The sequence below is a fragment of the Haloarcula amylovorans genome (assembly GCF_004681185.1).
In the GTDB taxonomy this organism is placed as follows: Archaea; Halobacteriota; Halobacteria; order Halobacteriales; family Haloarculaceae; genus Haloarcula; species Haloarcula amylovorans.
This window is the reverse complement of the sequence record NZ_SRIF01000015.1, coordinates 32,541-54,268: the sequence shown is the minus strand read 5'-3', so window position 1 is coordinate 54,268 and position 21,728 is coordinate 32,541. Positions and strand designations below refer to the sequence as shown.

Genomic DNA, 21,728 nt, shown 5'->3' with positions numbered 1-21,728 from the left:
CGCGCCCTTCTACGGTTTTGGAGCGGACCTCTCGCCGGTTGGCGAGGCGAGTGCTAATCCAGAGGTCGTGCAGAGTGGCACAACGGACGGTATTAGAGACGTAATCTCAATAGTGGATGACCCAGACTCAGACAGTTATTATGCCTATGTGGGCTGGCAAGATGACATATACACGATTTCTGAGTTCAATGGAAATCTGAATTTGGTCTCCAATATCACAACTGTGGTGAGCGGCCCTTCCGCGGCTAACGAGCCGGGTTTGACCGAAAACATGGTGTATGACAACTCTTCTAACAACCTCATCTATACCGACGCACAAGGTGGCGTCATCGCGATGAAGCCTGACGGCACACAGTCGTGGTCAAAGTCGTATTCTGACGCGCTCGGACTCGGAATATCCGACGACAACTCTCAAATCATTGTTGGCGTTGATGGTCCCAGAACGATAGTATTAGATTCGTCGGGGAACGTTCAATCATCCACGAGCACTAGTTCACTATTCATTCAGGAGCCTGCTTACGACCCTGTCTCTGGGGACTTCTTTTACATGGATGCAGCAGATCCGGGGAATGTCAATCGATTTGACCCCGACACCGGAACCATCGTAAATAGCTGGGCCTCCGGGGGCGACTTTGGAGGCGGTGTCTCTATTGACTCAGATGATCGGAGGGTATTCGCTGCTGGCAGAAATGGCGCGCTTTCCATCGACCTAACTTCTGGCAGCTCTCAAATATTCTCGACGCCAGAAGACACGGGGAGGACCGCTGTGTACCCCGAATCGAATCGCGTCTTCTTATCTGGGATAAATGGCGGTCTGTTTGTGTATAACTACTCTCTGGGACTACAGCGAGATATCACAATAAACGACGCTGCGACCGACATTTTGCTGAACGATGGCTCCAGTGGTAATGTTACTGCAACTCTTGAAGGAAGTGGGAATCTAGAAACGTGGGACACCTCTGTCCAAGCGACCGAACCGACTCCTGACTTTTCGGGAACCGTGCGCACGCAAGGCGGCGATGCCGTCGCCAACGCAACCGCCGTCGGATACGGCGTCGATTTCGCCAACCTCAACGGCACTATCGAGGAAAAGCGTAACAAAGCCGAACGGCTCAAAGGTCGACTCGATAAGGCCGCTCCCGAAGGCTGGGGCGGCGTAGTCGCGGGCGCGGACGGACAGGGCGACAAATCCCCGGAAACGCTCATCGGCCAGCCCTCGGGCAAGTACGCCACGGTCCACACGCCTCAGGACTGGGACATCCCAGACCCGACTGTCGTCACCGCGCCGATCGTCGGTGACACGGGCTACCGACTTCGGGACCCGACGCTTGGCTTCCAGCATACCCAGGGCGGCCCCTACGGCGGACTCAAGCACGCGCCCGCGGGAGAGACGTTACTCCTCTCCGTCCGTGACGCCTCACGATCACCGTATTTCCAGGACAACGCTGACGAAGACCTGTCGGGCGTAACTACGAACGGCACGGTCGTCGTCGAGCAGCTCGGCCCTGGCGGTGGGAACAACGTCATCAACAGCGAGAAATACGTAACCCGACACAGCATCGGCGGCAGCAGCTTCCTCGGCGCAAATTCGAAGGAACACAAGTTCGCTAAAGTAACCCTCAGCGCTGGCTTCTACCGAATCTACCCCGAGGACAGCCCCGAATCGTCGTACCTCCTCGCGGTCGGTGACCCCGCGGAAATCATTTCGGGCTATCAGGAAGATCTCAGGAACGAAGCCGGGAACCTAATCGACCAGGCGAAGCTGCTCGAAGACCTCCAGGCCAACGGGACGTTCAAGCGCGTCAAAACGACCACCAACGAGAACGGTAGCTTCGAGATGAACTTCGGTTCAGACACCGTCAAAACCGTCGACGTCGTCGCCTACAAGGTTCCGGACTCGCTTGACGTTGACCCACAGAACGCGACTCGCGCGGACGCACGGGAATATTACGAGTCAGTCAAAATCGACAACACTAGCGACCTCTCGGAAGTGTTCGACGTGCAGTCGATGTACATCCAGACCGGCAGAGAGGCCCACGACGTACCAAAACAGAACGTTACCGTCGAAGTGAGGGAGGTCTCGGCCGAGTCGTACGTCGATCCCGGGAAAGTCCAGAACATCACGTCGAAGATTACTGACTACTTCAACAAGTACGACTTCACCTCGCTCGCCGGCTTGCCGCAGTCGGTCATCGAGGACATGAGTCGCGAAGAGTTAGAACAACTCTACGAAACCTTGTCGGGGCAGATCGCGAACAACCCGCAACTCGAACAGCGAGTCGCGGACCGACTCGGTATCGAACAATCCGAGGTCGTCACCGATCCCGAAGACCTCTCGACGAAACAACTCCTCGAACGCATCCGGGCCATCGACGTGGTCCTCAAGCAGGGGCCACAGATATCGGAACCGCCGACCACCAACCCCGGAGAAATCACGAACGAGACCATCGGCGCGATCTTCGAGTTCGCCCAACTCATCCCGTCGGACAAAATCACGGTGCTCGCCAAATACTCGAACGGAACTACCGTCCCGGTCAACGAGAGTTATATCTCGGTTGAGGAAACTGGCATCTTTGGCGCGACCGGCACGCGAATCGCAGTCGAAGACTATCCCGTCCCGAACAATCAAACTGGTGCTGTCGAGTTCGTGACGAGAGTTACCTCAGAGAGTGGGGAATCCGGCAGTGGGTCCCAAATCATCAGGAATCCGAACTTCACCGGGAGCATCCCGGGCCTCGAACACATCTCGTTCTCGACGCTCTCACCGGGCCCAGATGAGTCCGTGACCCTCAAAGTCGCACCCGATCGACCCAACCGCTTCGGCGAGCTCGAAGCGGTCGAAGTGACCGGACCGAACGGCGAGATCAACGCGACAGTAGAGAACGGCGAAGCGTCGTTCCGAACCGACGGCACTGGCCGCTATAGCGTGGGCGTCACCTACAGTAACGCCGACGGCAACAATGTCACGGAGCCCGTCGACATCAGAGCACTCGGCGGGAATATCGACAATCCGGCAACAGTCAGGGCACAGAAGGGACTTAGCGGTCCGTACGCGCTCACGGGTGACGACCTCGTCGGTGGGAACGTCGAGACCCACCTCGGTAACGGCCGGGTCAACGTCCTCGCACGCGTGGGAGGCAACGACGACCCCCCGCCGGCCATCCACAGTCACGTCGAGACTATCGACATGCCCTCGCGGGCGACGACGTGTACCCAAATCGTCAGGGAGCCGGACGACACGAACGTCCGGCAGCGGGCGACGGTCATCACACATCTACAAAACGTCGGTGATGACAGCTACGTGTACCGCGTCGCTGATGGCAATCTCCAGCCGATACCGGCCGATGGCGGGAAGTACGGGTCAGTGAGCCACACGGACAATGCGACGAGCATCAACACCTACACCCAGGCCGACGGCGGCGTCTGTGTCCGGTATATCTCGAATCCGAACACGGCAGACTGGGTGAATTGGCAAATCCAGAACTTCGAAGAGAGCATTCCTGACCTGCCCGGAATCGACATCCTCCAGACCGCACCAATGATGCCTACCACAACCTCGGCAGCCACGGGGGCGATAGCATGAGAACGCGCGCAATCGCCCTTGTCTCGATACTTGTGGTTGCAAGCATCATGAGCCCGGTCGCACTCGCGGCCAGCGACGAACCGATAGCGCCGGGAATCGAGGACAATCAAGAGTGGTTCCAGGGCTACCAAGTCCCCGATGACGCGGTCAAACACGGATCGGGAACGCCGACATGGATTGTCACAGTCAGCGACAACGATACGTCGGCACTCTCTGCCTGGACGAACGAGAGCGAGAGTCGAAGTCTCCTCTCGAAGATGGATGAAAACCAGGCCGTCATTGCGGCATCGCCCGGCGACATGGGCCTCACGTTCTGGGCCGGCCTTCGAAACAACGGCCTCGCGCATCAGGCCTACGTCACGCGAATCAGCCCCAACCGGTATCTCTCGATGACAGAGCCGGTGCCGACCTCCAGCGTCCCGACCGCAGAGAACGCGACCGTCCCCGACGATTATGGGACGTTCCGACAGTTCCGAAAGGACTGGCCGGACTCCGGGATTGCCTACCGTGACTCGATGAACGTCACGACCGCGGGCGAAGCGCGAGAAGTAATCGGCAGCGACAATCTGTCGGCCGATGGCTCCGGACTCACGGTTGCCGTCGTGGATACCGAGTTCAATACGGCGAACGGCACGCTCGGCCTCGAAGACAACGTTCTCAACGCGTCGAAGGACTTCACCGAGTCGAACTCCACGTATGAGGATACTGTCGAGAAAAACGGCCTAGACGCGATTCGCTCAGGCAACGGGCACGGATCATGGGTCGGCAGCACGATCGTGAATGACCCGAACTCCTCGGTGTCTGACGAGGAATACGAGGGCGTCGCACCTGGAGCGGACGTGCTGGCGCTCCGGGTTCTCGGTGAGGATGGCAGTGGTTCGACGGCCGATATCGCGGCGGCTATCAGATACGCAGAAGCCCATGGAGCGGACGTGATTTCCCTCTCGCTCGGGAGCCAGCTGTATACGGCCGAAGTCGCCCAGGCACTCGACGACGCCTGTGCTGGGAACACGACGATCGCGACCGTCGCAGCGGGCAACGCTCGTGAGAGTGGGTCGCCGTACCTCGCATCGCCGGCGGACGCACCAACGGGTTGTGTGGTCGCAGTCGCCGCGACGAACACGACCGCGCCGTCGAACGCCGGCGTCGCGTCGTTCAGCCAGCTCGGCAGCGACGCGGGAGCGGATCTTTCCGGCGGCGTCACTCGTGGACAAGATGTCGATGTGAGCGCGCCTGGAATGCTCATCGAGCAACGCGTCGCCACACAGTACGGCACCACTGACAAAGTCGTCCTGTCCGGAACGTCGATGGCGCAGCCGTTCGTGGCTGGGTCCGCACTCCAGCTACTTGACGCTCGCCCGGAACTCGTCAACGACACGGCCGGAACGCGCGAAGCACTGACCTCAACGACCAGAACCATGCCGAATGCCGCCGTCGTGGAGAGCGGACAGGGGATGGTCGCGGTTGACCGCGCCGTCGAAGACAACTCGACGGGCCAATCTCAGAGTGAAGCGATGGACGACGACGCAAAGTTCCGAAACACGTTCTGGGAGAACGTCGGCGGCGACGGGTTCATCGACCAGATAGCAAAGGCGATCGGAGCGTGACGATGCCCACGAGACGACAGTTCTTGACCGGCGTCGGCAGCGCCGCGGTCGCGGTCGCGACAAGTTCGACGGCGACGGCACAGACGGATGAGTCGTTTAGCGAGCAACCCGACCACGTCACGATCAACGGACTCGACGAGGAGCGGACTGCCATCGAGCGTTACCGACCACTGCTTGACCTCTCGAACGTGGAAGTCCGGCCGACGGACCTCCATGCGTGGGAAGTCGTGAGCGAGGAGTTCGACTACGATTGGTACTGCTACTGGGCGTTCTACACGGCCCAGCAGGGCGTTAGGTCAGAAGACAGCCACCTTCCGGACCGAGAGCCGGTCTACGTAGCTGTCGAAGACGGTTCGGTAGACCACATCATCGTTTCCGACTGGCACTACGCCGCTGAGGTTATCGAAGACCCAGAGCTCTACGAGACCACGCACCCACGCCTGCGCGTGATAGAACCGTGGCACGGGACGACGCCGACCGACAGCGGTGGCGAGTTCGTGAGCTTAGCGAACATGAAATCGACGTACCCGGACTGGCTGGCGAACGGCTGGAACGTCGATCGGCGCTCGGTGGTTGACCCGCCGACCGCGGAAGAACGCGGGAACTGGTGGCGCGAAGACGACCAATTCAACCACAGCTTAGCGGTCTGGTGGCACGACCTGAGCGTTCCATTCGACTGGAATCCGTTCACAATCGAGGGGTGGTGATAGACGAATGTTCGTAACTGATCATCCGCCGCCCGACCCGCCGCCGATACCCACGACCGCCGCCCGCACTGCCCGCTAACTAACCGACGATTTTCAGACTCATGAGCAAACACGAAACCACACGGAGAGACTTCATGGCGTCGCTGCCCATCGTTATGGCGGGCAGCGACTCCGGGGGATGGATAGACAAAGACGGGGATGGCGACTATCTCGACGACATCTTCGGCGAAGACGAAGAGGCGAGCAGTGGCGAGTACACGATCATCCTCGGCACCCGGGAGCACTTCAAGGAGACCAACGCAGAGGAGAACACCGCCTTCCAAATCTTCCCCGGCGGGACGTGGTACCGAGCTGTCGAGAAGGATGGCTCCGCTCTCGGCGGCCAGTACGAGTGGGAACAGGTCAAGTCCTCAGGAGCGAATCCGACGTTCAAGAACGTCGAAGCGGAATCGGTCATTACAGACGAAGGAAAGATCAACAACTACCTCAACGCGAAACAGGTCCGACCAACGGGCAGGCTTGGACAGCATACCACCCCCATCGGGGGAGGGAGAGGTAACGGGACCATTGCAATAGAGACGGACGACCATCGCACGGGAACGTACACAGAGGCATATCAAGATTTGAAGGATCGGGGATTGCCGTGGGCAATTGCCTGTTACCCCCCTCGCGTCGGAGAGGCTCCCGAGTCCGTCAACTGGGAGGAGTTGGCTCAGATGTATGCCGATGGTTGTGAGATAGCCCTCCACCCCGCAGGCATCGACGTACTCAAAGATAACGAGGATGAGATATACAATTTCCTCATTGAGCAACGCAATAACCTCCAAGACCGAGGGATATATTCGCAGCGGGTGGTGTTCTCCTCCGACCCAGACTTTAACAACCGATCTGATTGGGAGAGTTTTGGAGGACGACTTCTGCTCGGGGCTTTTAACTCGGTCGGGAACCACGGCCTCGAATGGTATAAGGGGACGAACAGCACGCAGAACGACTTAAACCAGCAAATGGCTGCGAATGGAGGGATGTGGGAGAGTCGGTATCTGATAGGCAACAAGCCCCAGTCACAAGTCTTAGACGTTATTGATAACGTTGCTGAGTCTGGCGGCAATCTCACGATTTATTGGCATCCACCGAACATCGGAGATAGCGGTTCTCTCTCCCGCTCGGAGTTACAAACAATATTAGACGATGTGGCGACAAAACGGAATAATGGGAATCTGAACGTCGTTACGCCCACGGCGATGAAGTATCTCGTCGGAAATGCACGAGATAATCATGTAAACCCATATCCGTCGTTCGGCAAATCGGATGGGTTGCTCTATACTGGCGGCACTCAGCCGAGTAAATGGGCAGTCACAAGTTCCGCGACGACGATTAATACCACAACGGGCCGAACTGGGCCGAACTCGTTGGAGATTGCCCCTAATGAGGAGGCAAAGTATAGATGGATGCACAATTCGATGACGAATTGTTTCGTCGTCGAGGGGTACGCTCGGACAAAGGCAAGCGGTACCACGGCCAATTTGCAGGCGGATATAGGTATCAGAGCAAACAACGACTATCCCGATATGGATAGTTTCTTCCAACCTGGACAGCGCGTCTTCTCCCTCAATGATACGTGGACCAAATTCGTCACAACTGCTCAGACTCATTACGAGTTTCCTGCTGAGCAAATAAATCTCGAAAATCGAGACGATGCTGAACCCATACTCGTTGACGATGTGTATATCTATCCCGCGTAACGGTCAGCGTTGAAGCTCTCAATAACAGCCAGTCCGCGACCGACCGCATGAAATAAAGGTCGCGAAAAAACGAACCGGGACGTCAGAACTGGATGTCGCGGATCGCCCGAGCCGTGTTCTCGCCGGAGCGCCTGATATAATTATGAGCTGTACTCAACTGCGCCCAGCCGAACATCGACTGGAGCGCCAAGACGTCCAGACCGCGACTCGCAAAGCGACTGGCGGCGGTCGCTCGAAGGCCGTGCGGAGTGACCATGTCAGCATCCAACTCCTCGGCTATCTCCGCGGCGCGTGTCACTCGCCGATTGATGCCTGTCTGGCTGCCCTGAAACCGACCATGCTTCTCCAGATACCGTTCGACGGCAAGCTCGGCCCTCGGCTCAGCGTCGAAAGGGACCTCGCGAGCTGCCGCAGATGTCTTGGGCGACCACATCGACGCGCGGGCCTCCTCGAGGTCGACGTCGTCGTTGTGCTTTACCTTCTGTTTGGCCGCCTGCTCGCACGACCCGCAGATGCCGCCGTCCTTGCCCTGAGTACACTGCTGATAGGGTGGGATAACGATCATCCGTCGGCGATCGTCGAGCCAGTCTCTGTGCATATGGCAGATCTCTCCCGAGCGGAGGCCAAGGCGGCCGGCAGCCAGGACGATGAACCGTGACTCGAGACCGAAGTAATCATTGTCCATCTTGTACGTCGCCTCAAGAAGCAACTCGAACTCACGGTCGTCGAGCGCGTACTCCTTGGAGTGATGAACGCTATTGTCGGCTGAACTACCTACTGACGTAGGGCTACGACTAAATGGCCCTGATTCGTACGTTGACATGCTTGCTCCAGGCAAGCACGGTCGGGTGTATCAGCACCCGGCCAGACGGTTTCTGGCGAACCGCGCTCACTTAGCTCATCAGACGCACCTGTAAAAAGTATCACCCCACTCAGCAACAGCAACCATGAAAGCACGTTATCAAGTTGGAGGCATCCCCCCGCCCCGCGGGCCGCCACCCCCAGTGGTCCCACCGCCCGTGCGGGCCACATCTAGAGCACCGATATCTGAACAACACGCAGTCACACTTACTCAATGAAAATCACGAAGTTAGCCGCAGCGCTCGCTGTGGTCGGACTCGTCATGACCGCGATCGCCGGCCCCGCAATGGCCGCCGCGCCGTCGGTCGACAGCGAATCGACCGACACGACGACCACCAGCGAAGTCACTGCGGGCAGCACACAGACGTACAACGACTCGACCAACTCCACGCTCTCGTACTCCGCGGACAGCAACTCGACTGGCGTCGACGTCCAGCAGGGTGACCGGACGCTGGAAAGCTACGAGCAGAACAGTAGCGACGTGCTCGAATGGCAGACGACCGCAACCTCGACGTACTACGTCAACGCCACGTTCGCCGACGACGCCAGCGATTACACTGGCATCGAGGCAGACGCGGGCGAGAACGTCGACCTCACCGCCGAGATCATCAACGACACGTCCCTCGGCGCAGACGCGGATACGACGAACGTGAGCTACACGTTCGCCAACGACGCCAACACGTCGTTCATCTACTACAACGATAGTGAGACGGAGACGGCGACCATCTCCACGTGGTCGGTCGCCGGCCTCGCGTCGTCGCTATCGACTGTCAACCCCTTCGCTAACAGTACCGACGACTCCGACGCTGGCCCAGCTCGCATCGAGCAGGAGATCGGCGTCAACGGTGACAGTCAGGACAAGATCCACGTCTACACGGGCAACTCCGATGCAGCGTCGTCGCTCGCAAAGGTCTACGACGCATCTGACACGTCCGATGGCGTCGCCTACCTCGGCACGACGACGGTCAACGGCAAGGTCGTCCCGATGATGGCCGAGGGCGCTGAGGCTCCCGAGTGGGTCGACACGTCCGAAGACGCCTACATGACCATCCAGGAGGACGGCAAGATGGCGACCGTCCACAACGCAGGCTCGCTGATGGACTCCGACGACGAGACGGCGACCGTCAAAATCACGGCCAACGAGAAGATGGACTTCGCAGACGCTGAGTCCATGTTCAGCAGCTACGATTACGACGGCAACGTCTGGTACGCGGCGTTCACGAACGGCGAGTACTTCGGCGGCAACCCGACCTTCGAGGCGGTCGCGTAAGCCGTCCTCACTTCCGCTTTTTATCGTCGCGATGGCCGGTCGTCGGATTCACTTCCCGACGATCGCCGGGGTTCGATTCCCCGGGCGGCGGCTACCCCGGCTCGGAGGGTCCAAATCCGGCACCATGCCTGTGCGTGGTCGTTCGACAACCCCGACGACCACGCTTCGAGGCACCACCAATCCCAACCCCACCATCCATCTTGCCACCCTTTTTCATACCCCTACCCAGCCCGTTCTAGACAGCGACGGTGCAACTCCGTCGGCGGGTTTTGCCCCGGTAACGGCGTCGGTTCAAATCCGACTCCGGGGAGTACAGAGGTGAGCTCATACATGTACATCATCAACTTGGAGGGCCGTCTATGACGGCTACCGACTGGGCACGCAACACGATGCATGACGTCCGGCGAGACGGCATCGCCGGCGTCGTTGAAGCTGGCCGCGAACTATCGTGGGGACTCCGCCGACGGTGCCGAAGAGCCCACTCGCTGTTCCCGGGGACGTTTCGACTCACTACCGATGAAACAACTATCCGCCTCCGGCAGCAGACTGTTGGTGAGTTCGACCAACGGCGTAACCTCTACATCGAACGTGATATCCTGCGCGAGTGGGCTATCCGTGTTCGCCCGGGCGATACCGTGTGGGATGTTGGGTCGAACGTTGGTGCCTACGCATTAATTGCTGCTCAACAGGGTGCGGAGGCAGTCGCGTTCGAACCGGTTCCTGCTAATCAGCAGGCCATCCGCGCCAACGCTGTGCTCAACGACGCTGTAGTGACCGTTGACTCCCGTGCTCTCTCAGATAGCCAGGGACAGGAGATACTGACCCTAGATGATCGTGGCGTCGCTGGCGGCGGCAAAGGGTCGTTGACCGATGAGATGGCGACCGGCATCGAGATACCGGTGGACGTGGCGGCCGGCGACAATATTGACCGTCCCGATCCTGATATTGTGAAAATCGATGTCGAAGGGGCTGAACTGAGCACAGTTCAGGGCATGTCTGAGCGGTTACGCGAGTCGCGAACCGTATTCGTGGAGTTACACAGTCACGACGACGCCGCTGTCAAGCGCGCGCTGATAGAATTCGGATTCGATGTAGCGTCTCCGTTTGCAGAGAAGCCTGAAATCATCGTGGCAACCCGTCAGGAGCGGGCAGCCAGAGATAGGAAATGACCAGTAGACAATGGCTGCGTTAATCAGGAGTGAACGATAATCATGTCTCACAGCACCTTCATCTCGACAGCGGACAGTTCTCCAGATAGCAGGGGAGAGTCGCTCCCTGTCGTCGCTGGCAAGTTCCTGACACCCTCCGTTATTGGGACCGTGGTCTGGCTTGCGGTTTTGAACATACTCGCTGGAGGGACCCTTCCAGAGTCGTCGCCACAACCACTCCAACTCCCAGCAACGACGTATGAATGGCTTTCACTGGCGTTCTTGTTGTCGATTCCGCTGTCAGTCTTAGCAGCGGTGGCGATTTACCGCCATGCCCCGGCCTCACCAGCCGACTGGTACCACAGACTCGGCATCCAGTTGGCGATGTTCGTCGCAATCAACCTCGTAATCACGACGATGGCGATGGCGATGTGGGTTGCGAGCGTCAACTCGGAGATTTACGGGAGCATGTTCTTCGCCACCAAGGACGGCATCACGCCGCTACGGGCGATGGCGGTTGCCATGCTATCTTCCATTTTCCTGCCCGGACCGTACGCCGGCGCGATTGTCGGCCGGTACTGGAGTAACTGACTATGCTCAGACAAACACTCACCGTTACGCTAGCATTGCTTCTCGTCGCGACCGTCGCGGTTTCCCCGGCGGCCGCAGCGAGCAACGACCCAATCGACGAGTGGATGACCACCGTCGAAGAGTCCCAAGACGAAGAGCCCGACGGTATCTTCGACCGGATTCGCTCGTACGCACCATCGTCGGCCGTCAATGGCCTCGCAGCGATAGACGGCCAACTCGACCGAGCGATCTCGAATCCGTTCGCAGACGTGCCGACGAACGACGATACCGCGACGGAATTCGAGCGCGTCGTCCAGGCCAACAACGCGACGTTCGAAAAGGAACTCAACTCGAACTCGAACTTCACGAGCGCTTCGGACACACACGCGGTCATGATCGCTCACGAGGACAGCGATCCGGTGACGGTCTTCCTCGTCGGCGACGTTTCGAACGGTAACATCTCGAACCTTCGTGTGCTGGACCGCCCGGAGTTCAACGAGACGAACCGTGAGACAGACGAGCTATGGGTCGTCGACGGCGACGCAGCCGAGAACCTCCCCACCCTCACGACCTCGATCGCCGAGCGCATCAACAACGGCGAGTCGATGGGGACATCTTACCAGCAACGACTTGGCGGTCGCTACTGTTCGGCCCAGGCCCCGTGGAAGGGCAAACTCGTCGACCTCCAGAACTGTGACATCCGCTCGACCATCTGGATGGACGAGCAGGCCGTTCTCGAAGGTGGCGACGAATGACCTTCGGCGGCGACGATCGTGGCCGCACACGCGGGAGCGACGGCCGACTGTACGACTCGAAGAAGCAGTCTGACCGTGGCCGTCAGGCCCACGAGAACCGCGCCCAGACGGCCGCCCGACGGACGAAGTGGAAGGCTCAAGGATTCCTGGGCGAGTTTGCTAAGATTCCGCTGTTCCTCTACTACGCCGTCGTCAATGGTATCGGGAATGCCCTCAACCCGTCTCGAATCGACTGGGGGCGCATCCCGGGAGACATAGCGAAGGTCCCGAAGTTCACGGCCGCGGCCTTCAAGAGCGGGTTCAAGCCAGTCACATCACGCGTCCGACGAGGCGAATCGAGCAGCAAGAAGTACAAGCGACGGAGGGACTGACGATGCCGAAACGACTGCTCAAAGCGCCCAAATTCGTCTGGAGGCAGGTCTCCCAGATCGCGTCGGGGCTCCGAAGCCTGTTCTCGTGGTCGCTCGTCAAGGGCATCGTCCCGGACTGGATTCTCAAGATTACCGTCGAGGCCATCCCGAAGGCGCTGTATGGCGACGACCCGCAGGACCAGATCGAGGGCTCCATCATCCTCATCGGGTGGTCCATCGCGACCTCGCTGTTCACTGGTGGCATCACGCTCGCGTTCGTCCTCTTCTGGGGCGTGTTCCTGACCATCGGCGTCCTACGGTTCTCGGACGCTGGGTCCGGAGCGTGGGACAAGACAACTTCGCTGTTCTCTCCGTCGCTGCCCGGACGCGGCGGCGACGGGAGCTACGGCCGCCGTCGGGGGCGATGACCCGTGTTACTCACTCCAGTCACGTGGCTGGGCGAGCAGGTGTCACGTCTTCGCGTTGGCGGTCGCGAGCTGCGCGACCGTGCGCCTACGGAGGACATCCCGAATCCGATTCTGAAAGTCGGCCTCGGCGTCATCGTTGTGCTGTTCTTCCTCGACGAGTTTCTCATCCTCGCTGCAGTCTTCGGCGGCCCGATCGCGCTGGTTATCCTGCTGGGCTTTGCCGGCACGGTGCTGGTCGCCCGCCGAACCGAGCGGGGCCGTCGAGTTCGGAACCGAGTCTCGAAACGTGCGCGAAAGACGGTCGGGGCGTCACGAACCCGGCGGTACGCTCGCCGGGAGGACGGTGAGTAATGCCACGGAAAACAGGACGGAAGTCACGCTCACGACGGCAACGAGTCCAGAAACGAGTGTTCTCACTTGAGCGCGGCCTGTTCAAGGCAGGGAGCATGGGCCTGTTCGTCTTTGGGCTGCTCGTGCTCATCTACATCGGCCTGACGAGCGATATCCTGATATTGGCCGCTATCGCGAGCATCGCCATCTTCGTCTGGGGGGCAGTCGCCCTCCCGGTCGATCGGTTCCAAGACTTCGGTGCGTATCTCTGGGAGGGCGAGCTCGGCCGCGACGCCCACGACCTGTGGGTGAGCCTCATCCCGTGGAGGGGTCGCTGATGCGTTCGCTCACGGCGCTGGTCGTGGCTGGTCTCTTGCTGGTCTCGATGGTCGCTCCCGTCGCCGGCCAGACCGCGACGGAGACCTCAACGACTCAGTGCTCGACGAGCGTCTACTACGACGCATTCCGGACTGACCAGTCGGTCATCAACGCGACGAACGACAGCGGGAGTGCATCTGCCACGAAGCAGAACACTCGCGTGACACTCAACGAAACCGAGGTCGTGCACCGACTGACCGCCGAAAATCCCAACTCCTACTGTGTCAACATGACCGTCGACATCTCTGACGAGATTCTGCCGGCGGCGACGCTCGGCGACGTCGAGAGCGTCGACGGCGAGACGACGGCCCAGTGGAGTGACGTGACGGACTTCGACACACAGTCATCGTACACTGAGGTCTCGTTCACCGTCCCAGCCAACGCGACGGTGACGTTCGCGCCGTCGCGACCGACGGTGTTCTTCCCCGCGTGGCGCGACGAGCGCAAGCGCGACGCACAGGGAATCCTCGAACGGCTAAGCGACTACTCGCCGTTCGGTGATGACAACGAGTCAGACGAGGGCCTCTCGAAGCGTGTCTACTACTTCAACGCCAGTGAGAGCGAGACGGTGACTGTTCGTCTGGACCATCCGAACTCCTCGGCTGAACGCATCGAGGAGTGGAATGCCGTCTACCGGCTCTCGAAGGACGACCCGTGGCGGCCGGTTGATACCGACACCGAAGACCCGGTCTACTACTCGACGCCCGGGCCGGACAAGGTTCGATTCGTCATGGAAGACGAAAACGCCCAGATAGAGTTCCGAGCGAATCCAACGATGAAAGACGAAGCGCTCGCAGAGGTACGGTCGTACAAACGCTCGTGGCTTGACCTCACGTCGTTCCTCCCGTTCATCGCGATGCCGGAGGTGTCGGCCTGATGCAGCTCTTCGACGTCGTCCTGTTGAGCGTGGTTGGACTCATCATCGCGGTGAGTCTGATGAATCCCGGCGGGGCCGTCCTCGCCGCCATCATCGGCGGTCTCATCCTTGCCGTCCGGCTGGTCGCGCCGTGGGTCGGCGACTATATTGTCTCGGCCCACTCGGGCAAGAAGGGCCGCCTCCAGGCACAGCAGGCCCGACAGAGCGACGACAGTAGGGAGGGTCGCTGATGCCGGCTCTCGAAGCACTCGGCGCGATCGTCGCCGGCCTCGCTGGCGGCTACCTGCTCCATCAACGCTACTCGAAACACGCCAGCCCGCTGCAGTCCATCATTCAGATGGCACTTGCTTTGACGTGGATTCTCGCCGCGCTGGTGACGATCATCACCGGCTTCTACGGCGCGGGCATCATCATGCTCGCCCTGTTCTTCTATTTCTTCCTCGGGAATTACAAGAACGTCCGCGAGTCGGACCTGCAGACGAACCCGCGGTCGTGGCGGCGCTCCCTCTCGAATTTCAACCCCTTCGGGATGGAGAACCGCCGCTAATCGACGTTCCATAGAGAGTAATCATTACTAATCATCACCATGCTCAAACAGCACCTGCAGTCGATACAGCAGTGGTACAGCGCGACAGATTGGAACGACGCACTTGCGACCGCGGCGGTCGCGTGGTTGTTCGCTATCCCCGGCGGGGCCGTCGCCGAGTACGTCGGCATCGCTCACGTCATCCGACACGGGACGGTTAACATCGCATACGGCTGGACCGGCGCGGCAGTTATGGGCGTTCTTGCAGCGATGATTGCTGTTCCCGCCTTGCTACTCTCACGGTCGCTCTTCTCTCGATTCTTCGGACGTCGGGTTTTCTTCCTCCCAGCAGTTGCAGTTCTCGCCGTTGCAGCGGTTCTTTCAACCGCACTTTGGGCGACTAGTGTCTCTGCATCAGACGAGTTCGTTGAGTTCGCTCACGAGCAGCTTCTCGTGGGTATCGTCTGGTGGGGGCTTCCACTCCTGACAGCGTCACTCGGCCTGTGGCTTCGGGACAACCGGCCCCAGCTACGGACCGGCACCACACCGACTGCCGCACTCGCCCTCATCGGCGTCGTCGTGGTCGCCGGCGCGGCCGCGGGAATGGTCGCGCCCGCTGATGCTGGGGCAAGTGGCGATAGTGTGTCGCTCAGCCCTAATCCACAGAACGCATCGGCCTACGCCGACGGCAAGGGCGGTCCTGCATATCCGTTCAACTCGACGCGAACTGACGAAATCCAGCTAACTGATTCCGAGTTCACGTGCAGTGGCCGGGTGCATCCACCGGGAGTAATCCCCGCCGAAGAGCACGAGCGAACGTCGAACGTAACGATCGAGCGCGCTCAATTCGAAGACGGGCAGAATATCCCGAACCGTCTCTGGGTAAACTTCGACGTTCCTGCAAACTCGACTGTGCTTGAGGTACGATGGGGGACGCTGACCGGCCACACCGGCTACGACACTGTGAGCTACGACGACGAGGTGTCGGCTGGCATCATCTCGACGGAGTGGGATGGCCCGGGCTTCGTGAGCGTAACCGTCGTCACAGAGAACCACACGACGGAGCGTTACTGGGCAACGCTATGCCCCTCCCAGGAGGTCTCCTGATGTTCATCGGTGACGAGACGCACTACACAGGGAAGTGTGCAAAGCCGCTCTGGACGGAGTTAAAGGAACTCTCACCGGCGGACCACCAGCTCGAACGGACCATCAACTACGGCGTCGCTCTGCTGGTCGCTACTTATCGCTACGACGAACTCAGCCCGGATACAGCCCGGCTCGTCGACCAGATGCTCGCCGACGAGCATATGCCGACGCCGATACAGACCGAGAGCGGCATCGACGTCGACAGACTCGTCGCTGATCTACAGCGGGACCGACCGCCAGCGGCGACCACTGAGACAGACGACGCTGTCGGTGAGACGCATACCGAGTAAAATCATGCAAACGAACATGCATTCTTCGGCCAGTGAATCGACTCTCGAACACAAGCAATCGGAGCTGCGGGAGGTGCGGTCAGACCTGCGCGAGAAACAGAGCTGGATACCGGACGGCCACGAAGCCCTGTACCGCGCGACCTCCGAGTGGATACAGCGCTCGTACGACCTCCCGATGGGGAGCATCCAGGCCCGCGTCCGGAGTCGGCTGCTCGGCCTCCAGAAAGAGCCCAAACACAAGTTCCGACCTCACCGTGGCGTCGACGACCCGGAAGAGGCCTTCCCCGACGAATGCGAGGATTGCACCCACTACGGCGGGCGGTGTCCGGTCCTCGCAAAGAAGGTCGGACAGGACACGCTCGAACGGTACTTCGAAACTGCCAATTCCGACGAGGAACTGCTGGGACTGCTCACGCAGTTCGCGTCGAAGCGCAGTTGCGTCGTCTTGAAAGACGAAATCGAGAGCGGGCAAGGGCAGTACCGAGAGTTCGTCAAGGTCGGCGAACAACTCCGAACGCGCGTGAACGCCGTGGTGTCGGATATCGACCTCGGCGATATCGAGGACGACGACCTGCCGTTCGATATCGACATCAAGGCCGGCGGGTCGGCGGGCGGGACGTCGAGCACGCCCCCGACACAGGAGATCGCCGAGCAGGTCGCCGAGATCACCGCGGCCGTGACCGGAGACGAGGAGGAAGCCGATGGTTGACTGGATGACCGCAGCGCTGAGCGCTGTCGGCGTTCTCGTCGTGCTGGGCCTGGTCTATCTCGTCTGGTCGCGATGGCTCTCCGCACCGGACCACCAGCGCGAAGCCAGCGAGGAGACTCAAGAGCGCCTCCAGATGGATGACGACGGCGTCTCCAATGCCAACCGTGTCGGCCTGTTCCAACGCACACGCGCCCAGCCGACGACGACGAAGGCGTTCTACCTGTCGCTGGTCGCGCTGTTCGCTGTCATCGGCTACGCCGGCTACACGCTGTTCCAGTCCGGCACCCCACAAGAGATGGCGTACTCGAAGCAACTCCAAGAACTCGTCTTCGGGACCATCATCGCCGTCGGCGTCGTGTGGTTCACCCGCCGGCAGGATCGCAAGGCCGGCGAACTCCGCGTCACGCTCGAAAACGACTCGACGAGCGTTCGGGAGATCCCCTTCGACTGGCGGATGGCCGAACCGGCCGTCGCCGCGAACGAAGGAAAAGACGTCGTCCTCGCGCCGGCGTTCAAGAAAAACCGTCTGCTGGGACTGTTCTGGCGTGTCGCACTCGCGGGCGACGACCCACTGACTCGGGATATCGATAAAGCGCAACCAGAGGACAGAGCACTGTGGGAGGTCCCGATGGACGACTCCTCGGCGTGGGATTACCGCAACCAGACTGTGACTGTCCGAGCGAAGGATATCGTGCCGTGCAAGGACCCGAATCGCGTCGCCACCCACACACTCATCCCAAGCGACCGGGCGTCGAAAGGCGAACTTGACGACAAGAAGCAAGAGATCGCCGAGTTAGAGCAAGAAAACGAGCGTCTGGAGCAGATGGACGCTATCAAAGACGAGCGCATCGAGAGTCTGGAAGAGCACCTCAAGAACATCGATCACGACTCCGAGCAGGAGTACGAGAAGGCAGTCAACAACATCCTCAGCCTGCTGAACGCCATCACTGGCCGACAGCAGGGAATCACGAACGGCGACGGGTCGCCGTCGGCCCCGCTGGATGCACTCCAGCAGAACACAGACGGTCCGTCGTCGAACGGCAACGAAGCCGAAGCGAAGTAACCCGATTCTCATGCACGAACACACCCCATCAACGAGCGGTCGCTCTAGGCGGCGCTGGCTGGCCGTCCTGGTCGCCATCCTCGCGCTGTCGAGCGTCGTGATGCCCGCCGCGGCGGCCGCCACTGACAGCACACCTGTCCGTCTCGACACGCCGGATACGGTTGCACAGACAGCGAACAACACGACGGCGACGAACACGAGCAACGGGCCGACGACAGCCTCACAGACACGTATCACGCCGGCGATCCCCGATGCAGACTACGTGAGCGTCACCGTCGTCGAGAGCGACCAGCGGTTCAACACTAGCGGGACGTTCGCGACGTTCGCGCTCTCTGAGCCAGTCGACGCCGTCCGCATCGAGCAACCGAACGCCAGGGCTCGCGTCCTCGGCGACGGCTCCGTGGTGCAGGTTCAGTACGACCGAAAGGCCGCGCCCGGCGACAACCCGAGCCTGTACTCGGTCGAACTGTTCTTCGCCGACGGTTCGACGAGGACCTTCGAGTTGCTAGCGACGAACACCGACGTCACGGCGTCGCCGAGCATCAACCCGGCCTACGAGGAGCACATCGAGTACTTCGAATCACAGGCCGAAGACATGGGATACGACGCCGATCCGGAAGGTGTCCGGGCCTACGTCGAGAACCGCGAAGACCGCGCACAGTTCTTCGAGGGCCTCTGGACGGACCAGATTAAGACGTTCATCGGCCTGCGATTCGCGCAGGCGGCCTCGCCGCTGGACTGGGTCGCTGGCATCACCATCATCGCGATCGTCGCGTACTGGCTCAACCGCCAGCACGGCTGGGTGCTTCGGATTCAGCAACTCGCTGTCTCCCGCGCCGAGCTCGTCCGCGAAGCGGTCCGGCAGGAAGCCGAACGCCAGCGCAACGCCGCAGCGAAACATCCACTTTCGGAGGTTGACGGCATCGGGAACAACGCCCAGCGCTTCTGGACGAAGATGGGCGTCGAGACGGTCGAGAACATGATTCAGGTCGCGTGCAAGGGCATCGTCGCCGCCGACGAACACGGTGGCGCACAGACCGACGAGGACGGTAACATCATCCTCGCACACCAGGGCGTCGACGACCTCGTCGCCGTCGAACCGCTGACCGAGCGGGAACTTCGCGAGAACACGTGGCTCAAACCGGTCATCCTCGAAGGCCGACTTCGGGCTTCGACGGCGCTCTCCCACATCGAGAACGCGCTGCTCGTCGCCGAGAAGGACTACAACCGCGGGGCAGAGGTTCGAGAGACGCGCATGCAGGTGCAGGAACTCATCCGAGACCTACAGGGACGGAAGGACGGTACGATGGAGAAACACTCCCGACAGGGCCGACTCGAACTGCCGAGCGACCAGCACGATCGTGACCCCACGGGACGTCCCAGCGGGTCGCCGTCGGGAGGCGATGACTGATGCGACTCGATATCCTCAGCGACAGTCTCGATGACTCGTGGCCCGGGAAAGACCGACTTGCCGGACTCAAACGTCGGGTTCTGGGCGACCCGAGGCAGGCTCCTGGGCGCATCCTCGGCGGGCTCGTCTTCCTGCTGATTCTGGGGCTGGTTATCGGCGGGCTGTACGCTCTCAGTTCGACGGCCGAGAGCAGCGGGTCTTCACTCTGGATCGTAGGTGTCGTGACCGATATCGTCGGCACGCTCTGGTTCGCGATTCCGGTGGCCGTGTACTTCTACTACAAGTACCTCGGCCGGCGACGCTCTCGCTACGCCGCGCAGGCGGCCGAGCACATCGGCTGGCTCACCGAGAGCGTCAAGCAACTCTCCGACGAGGTTCGGACGACCGACAACACGACGCGAGTTATCGTCACGAGCGACGATTCCTTCGATGCGATCACCGATGCCGTCGATGCCGGTCTCGACGGCGAGTCTCACGCCTTCGAGTCCGTCGACTACTATGGCCGCGGCGAGGACGGCGACGAAGACGACACACCGACCGACGCATCCGAACTGCCGGCCGAAGCTGGTGCCGGTCCGGACGCTCCCCAGCTCCCGGCCGACGTCGAAGACACGCCCGAAGAGCATCCAGACCCGTTTGGTGGATTCACCGACGACGGTCAAACGTCTGGGAATGTGGACATCGAAGGCGCGTTCGACGAACCGGCGAGCGACGAGTTCGTCACGACGCCAGACACGGACGCAGAACCAGAGGAGCCGGTCTCTCTCCGCGGGCGCATCCGCCGAGCGGTCGCCCGCACGGGCCAGCGCGCTCTCGACGCGGGCGTGACTGCCCTGGAGATGGCGTGGCGCGGCATCCGCCGCCTGTTCGCGTTGATACCGGCATTCATCGGGTTACTGGGTCGTCTCCTCAGCTACCCGTTCGTCCTGCTGGGCCTTCGACAGCCCAACACGGACGACGCCCCCGACGCGACCGACGACCGAAACGATCGCGACGAGGAGATTCCGTGGCGGATTCGATTCTCCGAAGAGGTCAAGCACTTCTTGCTGGACTTCTCGGCAGGCTACCGATCGGACGACGTCCGCTGGCGATTCGTCCTGCCGTCGGTCGTGTCGATGGCGACGCTCTTGCTGATTGCTCAACTCTGGGTGCGCCCGATTACGTTCGTCCTGTTCCTCGGGCTCTCGCTGCTCGTCGGCCTCGGCGTCTTCTGGTCGACCAAGCGGCTACGGTCCCGGCGGCTTCGAAAGTACCGACAGGGCCGCGGCGGCAGTCACTGGGACGACGTCGCCGGCCTCGTCAAGACCGTCGAGACCGCGGACACGACGGCCTACGTCGGCTTCATGGCCGGGCGCTCGTACGCGGGCTACGACCGCGAGGAGTTCGTCACGGAGTTCTCGCTGCGGCTCTGGCAGCACACGCACAACGAGCGCGTCGCGCCGTCCATCCTCGAACAGTACGCACGGAACCTTGCGATGATGAAGCCGAACCTGCAGGGCCACCGAGAGAACATCGAAATCCCGGCGATTCAGCGCCGGCTGAAAGAGGTCGTCGAGACGACGGAGGACAGCGTCGTCGAGAAAGCCGAACTCGCCTATCGGGCCATCGAACCGACCAACGAGACGGTCAAGTTCGAGCAGTCCCTCGGCCACGACCCGCGACTCGTCGCTGCCGAGTACCGCTGGATGGTCGAACAGGGCGGCATCCTCTCGGAGATGAACGTCGAGATGCCGGGTGCCGACGGCGAGGATGCCGAGTTGACGCTGGTCTACCCCAGCGAGAAGCCGCGCCTGCCGGATATCCAGCAGATCCACTCCCGGCTCTCGGACCGTTTCCACGGCCTCCAAGGCGACCCGTTCTACCGACTGCCTGCTGTCGACCCGGCGCGGCACCTGACGCCGTTTCAGGCGACGACGCGGGCGTGGGACAACCTCCCCGAGAGCGGACCGAACGGCCACACGACTGTTTCTGACTGAC

The 21,728-nt window shown here is 60.8% G+C and carries 22 protein-coding genes; 21 read left to right on the top strand and 1 reads right to left on the bottom strand.

The window, feature by feature from the left end; translation table 11 throughout:
* The first annotated feature begins 1,000 nt into the window (after positions 1–1,000).
* From E4S61_RS24330 to E4S61_RS24315, 4 genes are all read left to right on the top strand, one after another.
* A complete protein-coding gene (locus E4S61_RS24330; RefSeq protein ID WP_245180941.1) occupies positions 1,001–3,583 on the top strand; it encodes a hypothetical protein in 2,583 nt (860 codons plus the stop codon).
* A gap of 47 nt (positions 3,584–3,630) precedes the next feature.
* Positions 3,631–5,190 (top strand): S8 family serine peptidase, encoded by a 1,560-nt coding sequence (locus E4S61_RS24325; protein ID WP_167768630.1) that lies wholly within the window; start codon positions 3,631–3,633, stop codon positions 5,188–5,190.
* Positions 5,191–5,192: 2 nt separating this feature from the next.
* Positions 5,193–5,897: a twin-arginine translocation signal domain-containing protein gene (locus tag E4S61_RS24320; RefSeq protein WP_135306372.1), complete on the top strand. Its 705-nt coding sequence runs from the start codon at positions 5,193–5,195 to the stop codon at positions 5,895–5,897.
* Positions 5,898–5,998: 101 nt separating this feature from the next.
* Positions 5,999–7,639, top strand: a complete 1,641-nt coding sequence (locus E4S61_RS24315) for a polysaccharide deacetylase family protein (RefSeq protein WP_135306371.1) — start codon at positions 5,999–6,001, stop codon at positions 7,637–7,639.
* 82 nt (positions 7,640–7,721) lie between these two features.
* On the opposite strand, the gene E4S61_RS24310 is transcribed toward E4S61_RS24315, so the two are convergent.
* On the bottom strand, positions 7,722–8,462 hold the full coding sequence (locus tag E4S61_RS24310) for a site-specific integrase (RefSeq protein ID WP_135306370.1): 741 nt from the start codon (positions 8,460–8,462) through the stop codon (positions 7,722–7,724).
* Positions 8,463–8,714: 252 nt separating this feature from the next.
* Here E4S61_RS24310 and E4S61_RS24305 point away from each other — a divergent pair, with 252 nt between their 5' ends.
* The 17 genes from E4S61_RS24305 to E4S61_RS24225 all read left to right on the top strand — a co-directional run bounded on the left by E4S61_RS24305 (position 8,715) and on the right by E4S61_RS24225 (position 21,727).
* A complete protein-coding gene (locus E4S61_RS24305; RefSeq protein ID WP_135306369.1) occupies positions 8,715–9,770 on the top strand; it encodes a hypothetical protein in 1,056 nt (351 codons plus the stop codon).
* A 359-nt stretch (positions 9,771–10,129) separates the two neighbouring features.
* Positions 10,130–10,939: an FkbM family methyltransferase gene (locus tag E4S61_RS24300; protein ID WP_135306368.1), complete on the top strand. Its 810-nt coding sequence runs from the start codon at positions 10,130–10,132 to the stop codon at positions 10,937–10,939.
* Between the two features lie 42 nt (positions 10,940–10,981).
* Positions 10,982–11,509, top strand: coding sequence for a hypothetical protein (locus E4S61_RS24295; protein ID WP_135306367.1), 528 nt, complete (start codon positions 10,982–10,984; stop codon positions 11,507–11,509).
* Positions 11,510–11,511: 2 nt separating this feature from the next.
* Positions 11,512–12,243, top strand: a complete 732-nt coding sequence (locus E4S61_RS24290; protein WP_135306366.1) for a hypothetical protein — start codon at positions 11,512–11,514, stop codon at positions 12,241–12,243.
* A complete protein-coding gene (locus E4S61_RS24285; protein ID WP_135306365.1) occupies positions 12,240–12,614 on the top strand; it encodes a hypothetical protein in 375 nt (124 codons plus the stop codon). The genes E4S61_RS24290 and E4S61_RS24285 overlap by 4 nt, the downstream gene beginning before the upstream one ends.
* Before the next feature lie 2 nt (positions 12,615–12,616).
* Complete coding sequence (locus E4S61_RS24280) at positions 12,617–13,021, top strand: hypothetical protein (protein WP_135306364.1); 405 nt, start codon at positions 12,617–12,619, stop codon at positions 13,019–13,021.
* Positions 13,022–13,024: 3 nt separating this feature from the next.
* The gene (locus tag E4S61_RS24275) at positions 13,025–13,372 is read left to right on the top strand and encodes a hypothetical protein (protein ID WP_135306363.1); all 348 of its coding nucleotides are present in this window, start codon (positions 13,025–13,027) and stop codon (positions 13,370–13,372) included.
* The gene (locus tag E4S61_RS24270; RefSeq protein WP_135306362.1) at positions 13,372–13,689 is read left to right on the top strand and encodes a hypothetical protein; all 318 of its coding nucleotides are present in this window, start codon (positions 13,372–13,374) and stop codon (positions 13,687–13,689) included. The genes E4S61_RS24275 and E4S61_RS24270 overlap by 1 nt, the downstream gene beginning before the upstream one ends.
* A complete protein-coding gene (locus E4S61_RS24265; RefSeq protein ID WP_135306361.1) occupies positions 13,689–14,606 on the top strand; it encodes a hypothetical protein in 918 nt (305 codons plus the stop codon). The genes E4S61_RS24270 and E4S61_RS24265 overlap by 1 nt, the downstream gene beginning before the upstream one ends.
* Positions 14,606–14,836, top strand: a complete 231-nt coding sequence (locus tag E4S61_RS24260; protein ID WP_135306360.1) for a hypothetical protein — start codon at positions 14,606–14,608, stop codon at positions 14,834–14,836. Before E4S61_RS24265 ends, E4S61_RS24260 begins: the two co-directional genes overlap by 1 nt.
* Entirely contained in the window at positions 14,836–15,153 is a 318-nt protein-coding gene (locus tag E4S61_RS24255) for a hypothetical protein (RefSeq protein WP_135306359.1), read from the top strand. The genes E4S61_RS24260 and E4S61_RS24255 overlap by 1 nt, the downstream gene beginning before the upstream one ends.
* A 39-nt stretch (positions 15,154–15,192) precedes the next feature.
* Positions 15,193–16,239: a hypothetical protein gene (locus E4S61_RS24250; protein WP_135306358.1), complete on the top strand. Its 1,047-nt coding sequence runs from the start codon at positions 15,193–15,195 to the stop codon at positions 16,237–16,239.
* The gene (locus E4S61_RS24245; protein ID WP_135306357.1) at positions 16,239–16,568 is read left to right on the top strand and encodes a hypothetical protein; all 330 of its coding nucleotides are present in this window, start codon (positions 16,239–16,241) and stop codon (positions 16,566–16,568) included. Before E4S61_RS24250 ends, E4S61_RS24245 begins: the two co-directional genes overlap by 1 nt.
* Positions 16,569–16,572: 4 nt before the next feature.
* Positions 16,573–17,277 (top strand): hypothetical protein, encoded by a 705-nt coding sequence (locus tag E4S61_RS24240; protein ID WP_135306356.1) that lies wholly within the window; start codon positions 16,573–16,575, stop codon positions 17,275–17,277.
* On the top strand, positions 17,270–18,340 hold the full coding sequence (locus E4S61_RS24235) for a hypothetical protein (RefSeq protein ID WP_135306355.1): 1,071 nt from the start codon (positions 17,270–17,272) through the stop codon (positions 18,338–18,340). The genes E4S61_RS24240 and E4S61_RS24235 overlap by 8 nt, the downstream gene beginning before the upstream one ends.
* 10 nt (positions 18,341–18,350) lie before the next feature.
* Positions 18,351–19,751 carry a hypothetical protein gene (locus tag E4S61_RS24230; RefSeq protein WP_135306354.1) on the top strand — a complete coding sequence of 467 codons (1,401 nt, stop codon included), beginning with the start codon at positions 18,351–18,353 and terminating at the stop codon, positions 19,749–19,751.
* The gene (locus E4S61_RS24225) at positions 19,751–21,727 is read left to right on the top strand and encodes a hypothetical protein (RefSeq protein WP_135306353.1); all 1,977 of its coding nucleotides are present in this window, start codon (positions 19,751–19,753) and stop codon (positions 21,725–21,727) included. Before E4S61_RS24230 ends, E4S61_RS24225 begins: the two co-directional genes overlap by 1 nt.
* The last annotated feature ends 1 nt before the right edge of the window (position 21,728 follow it).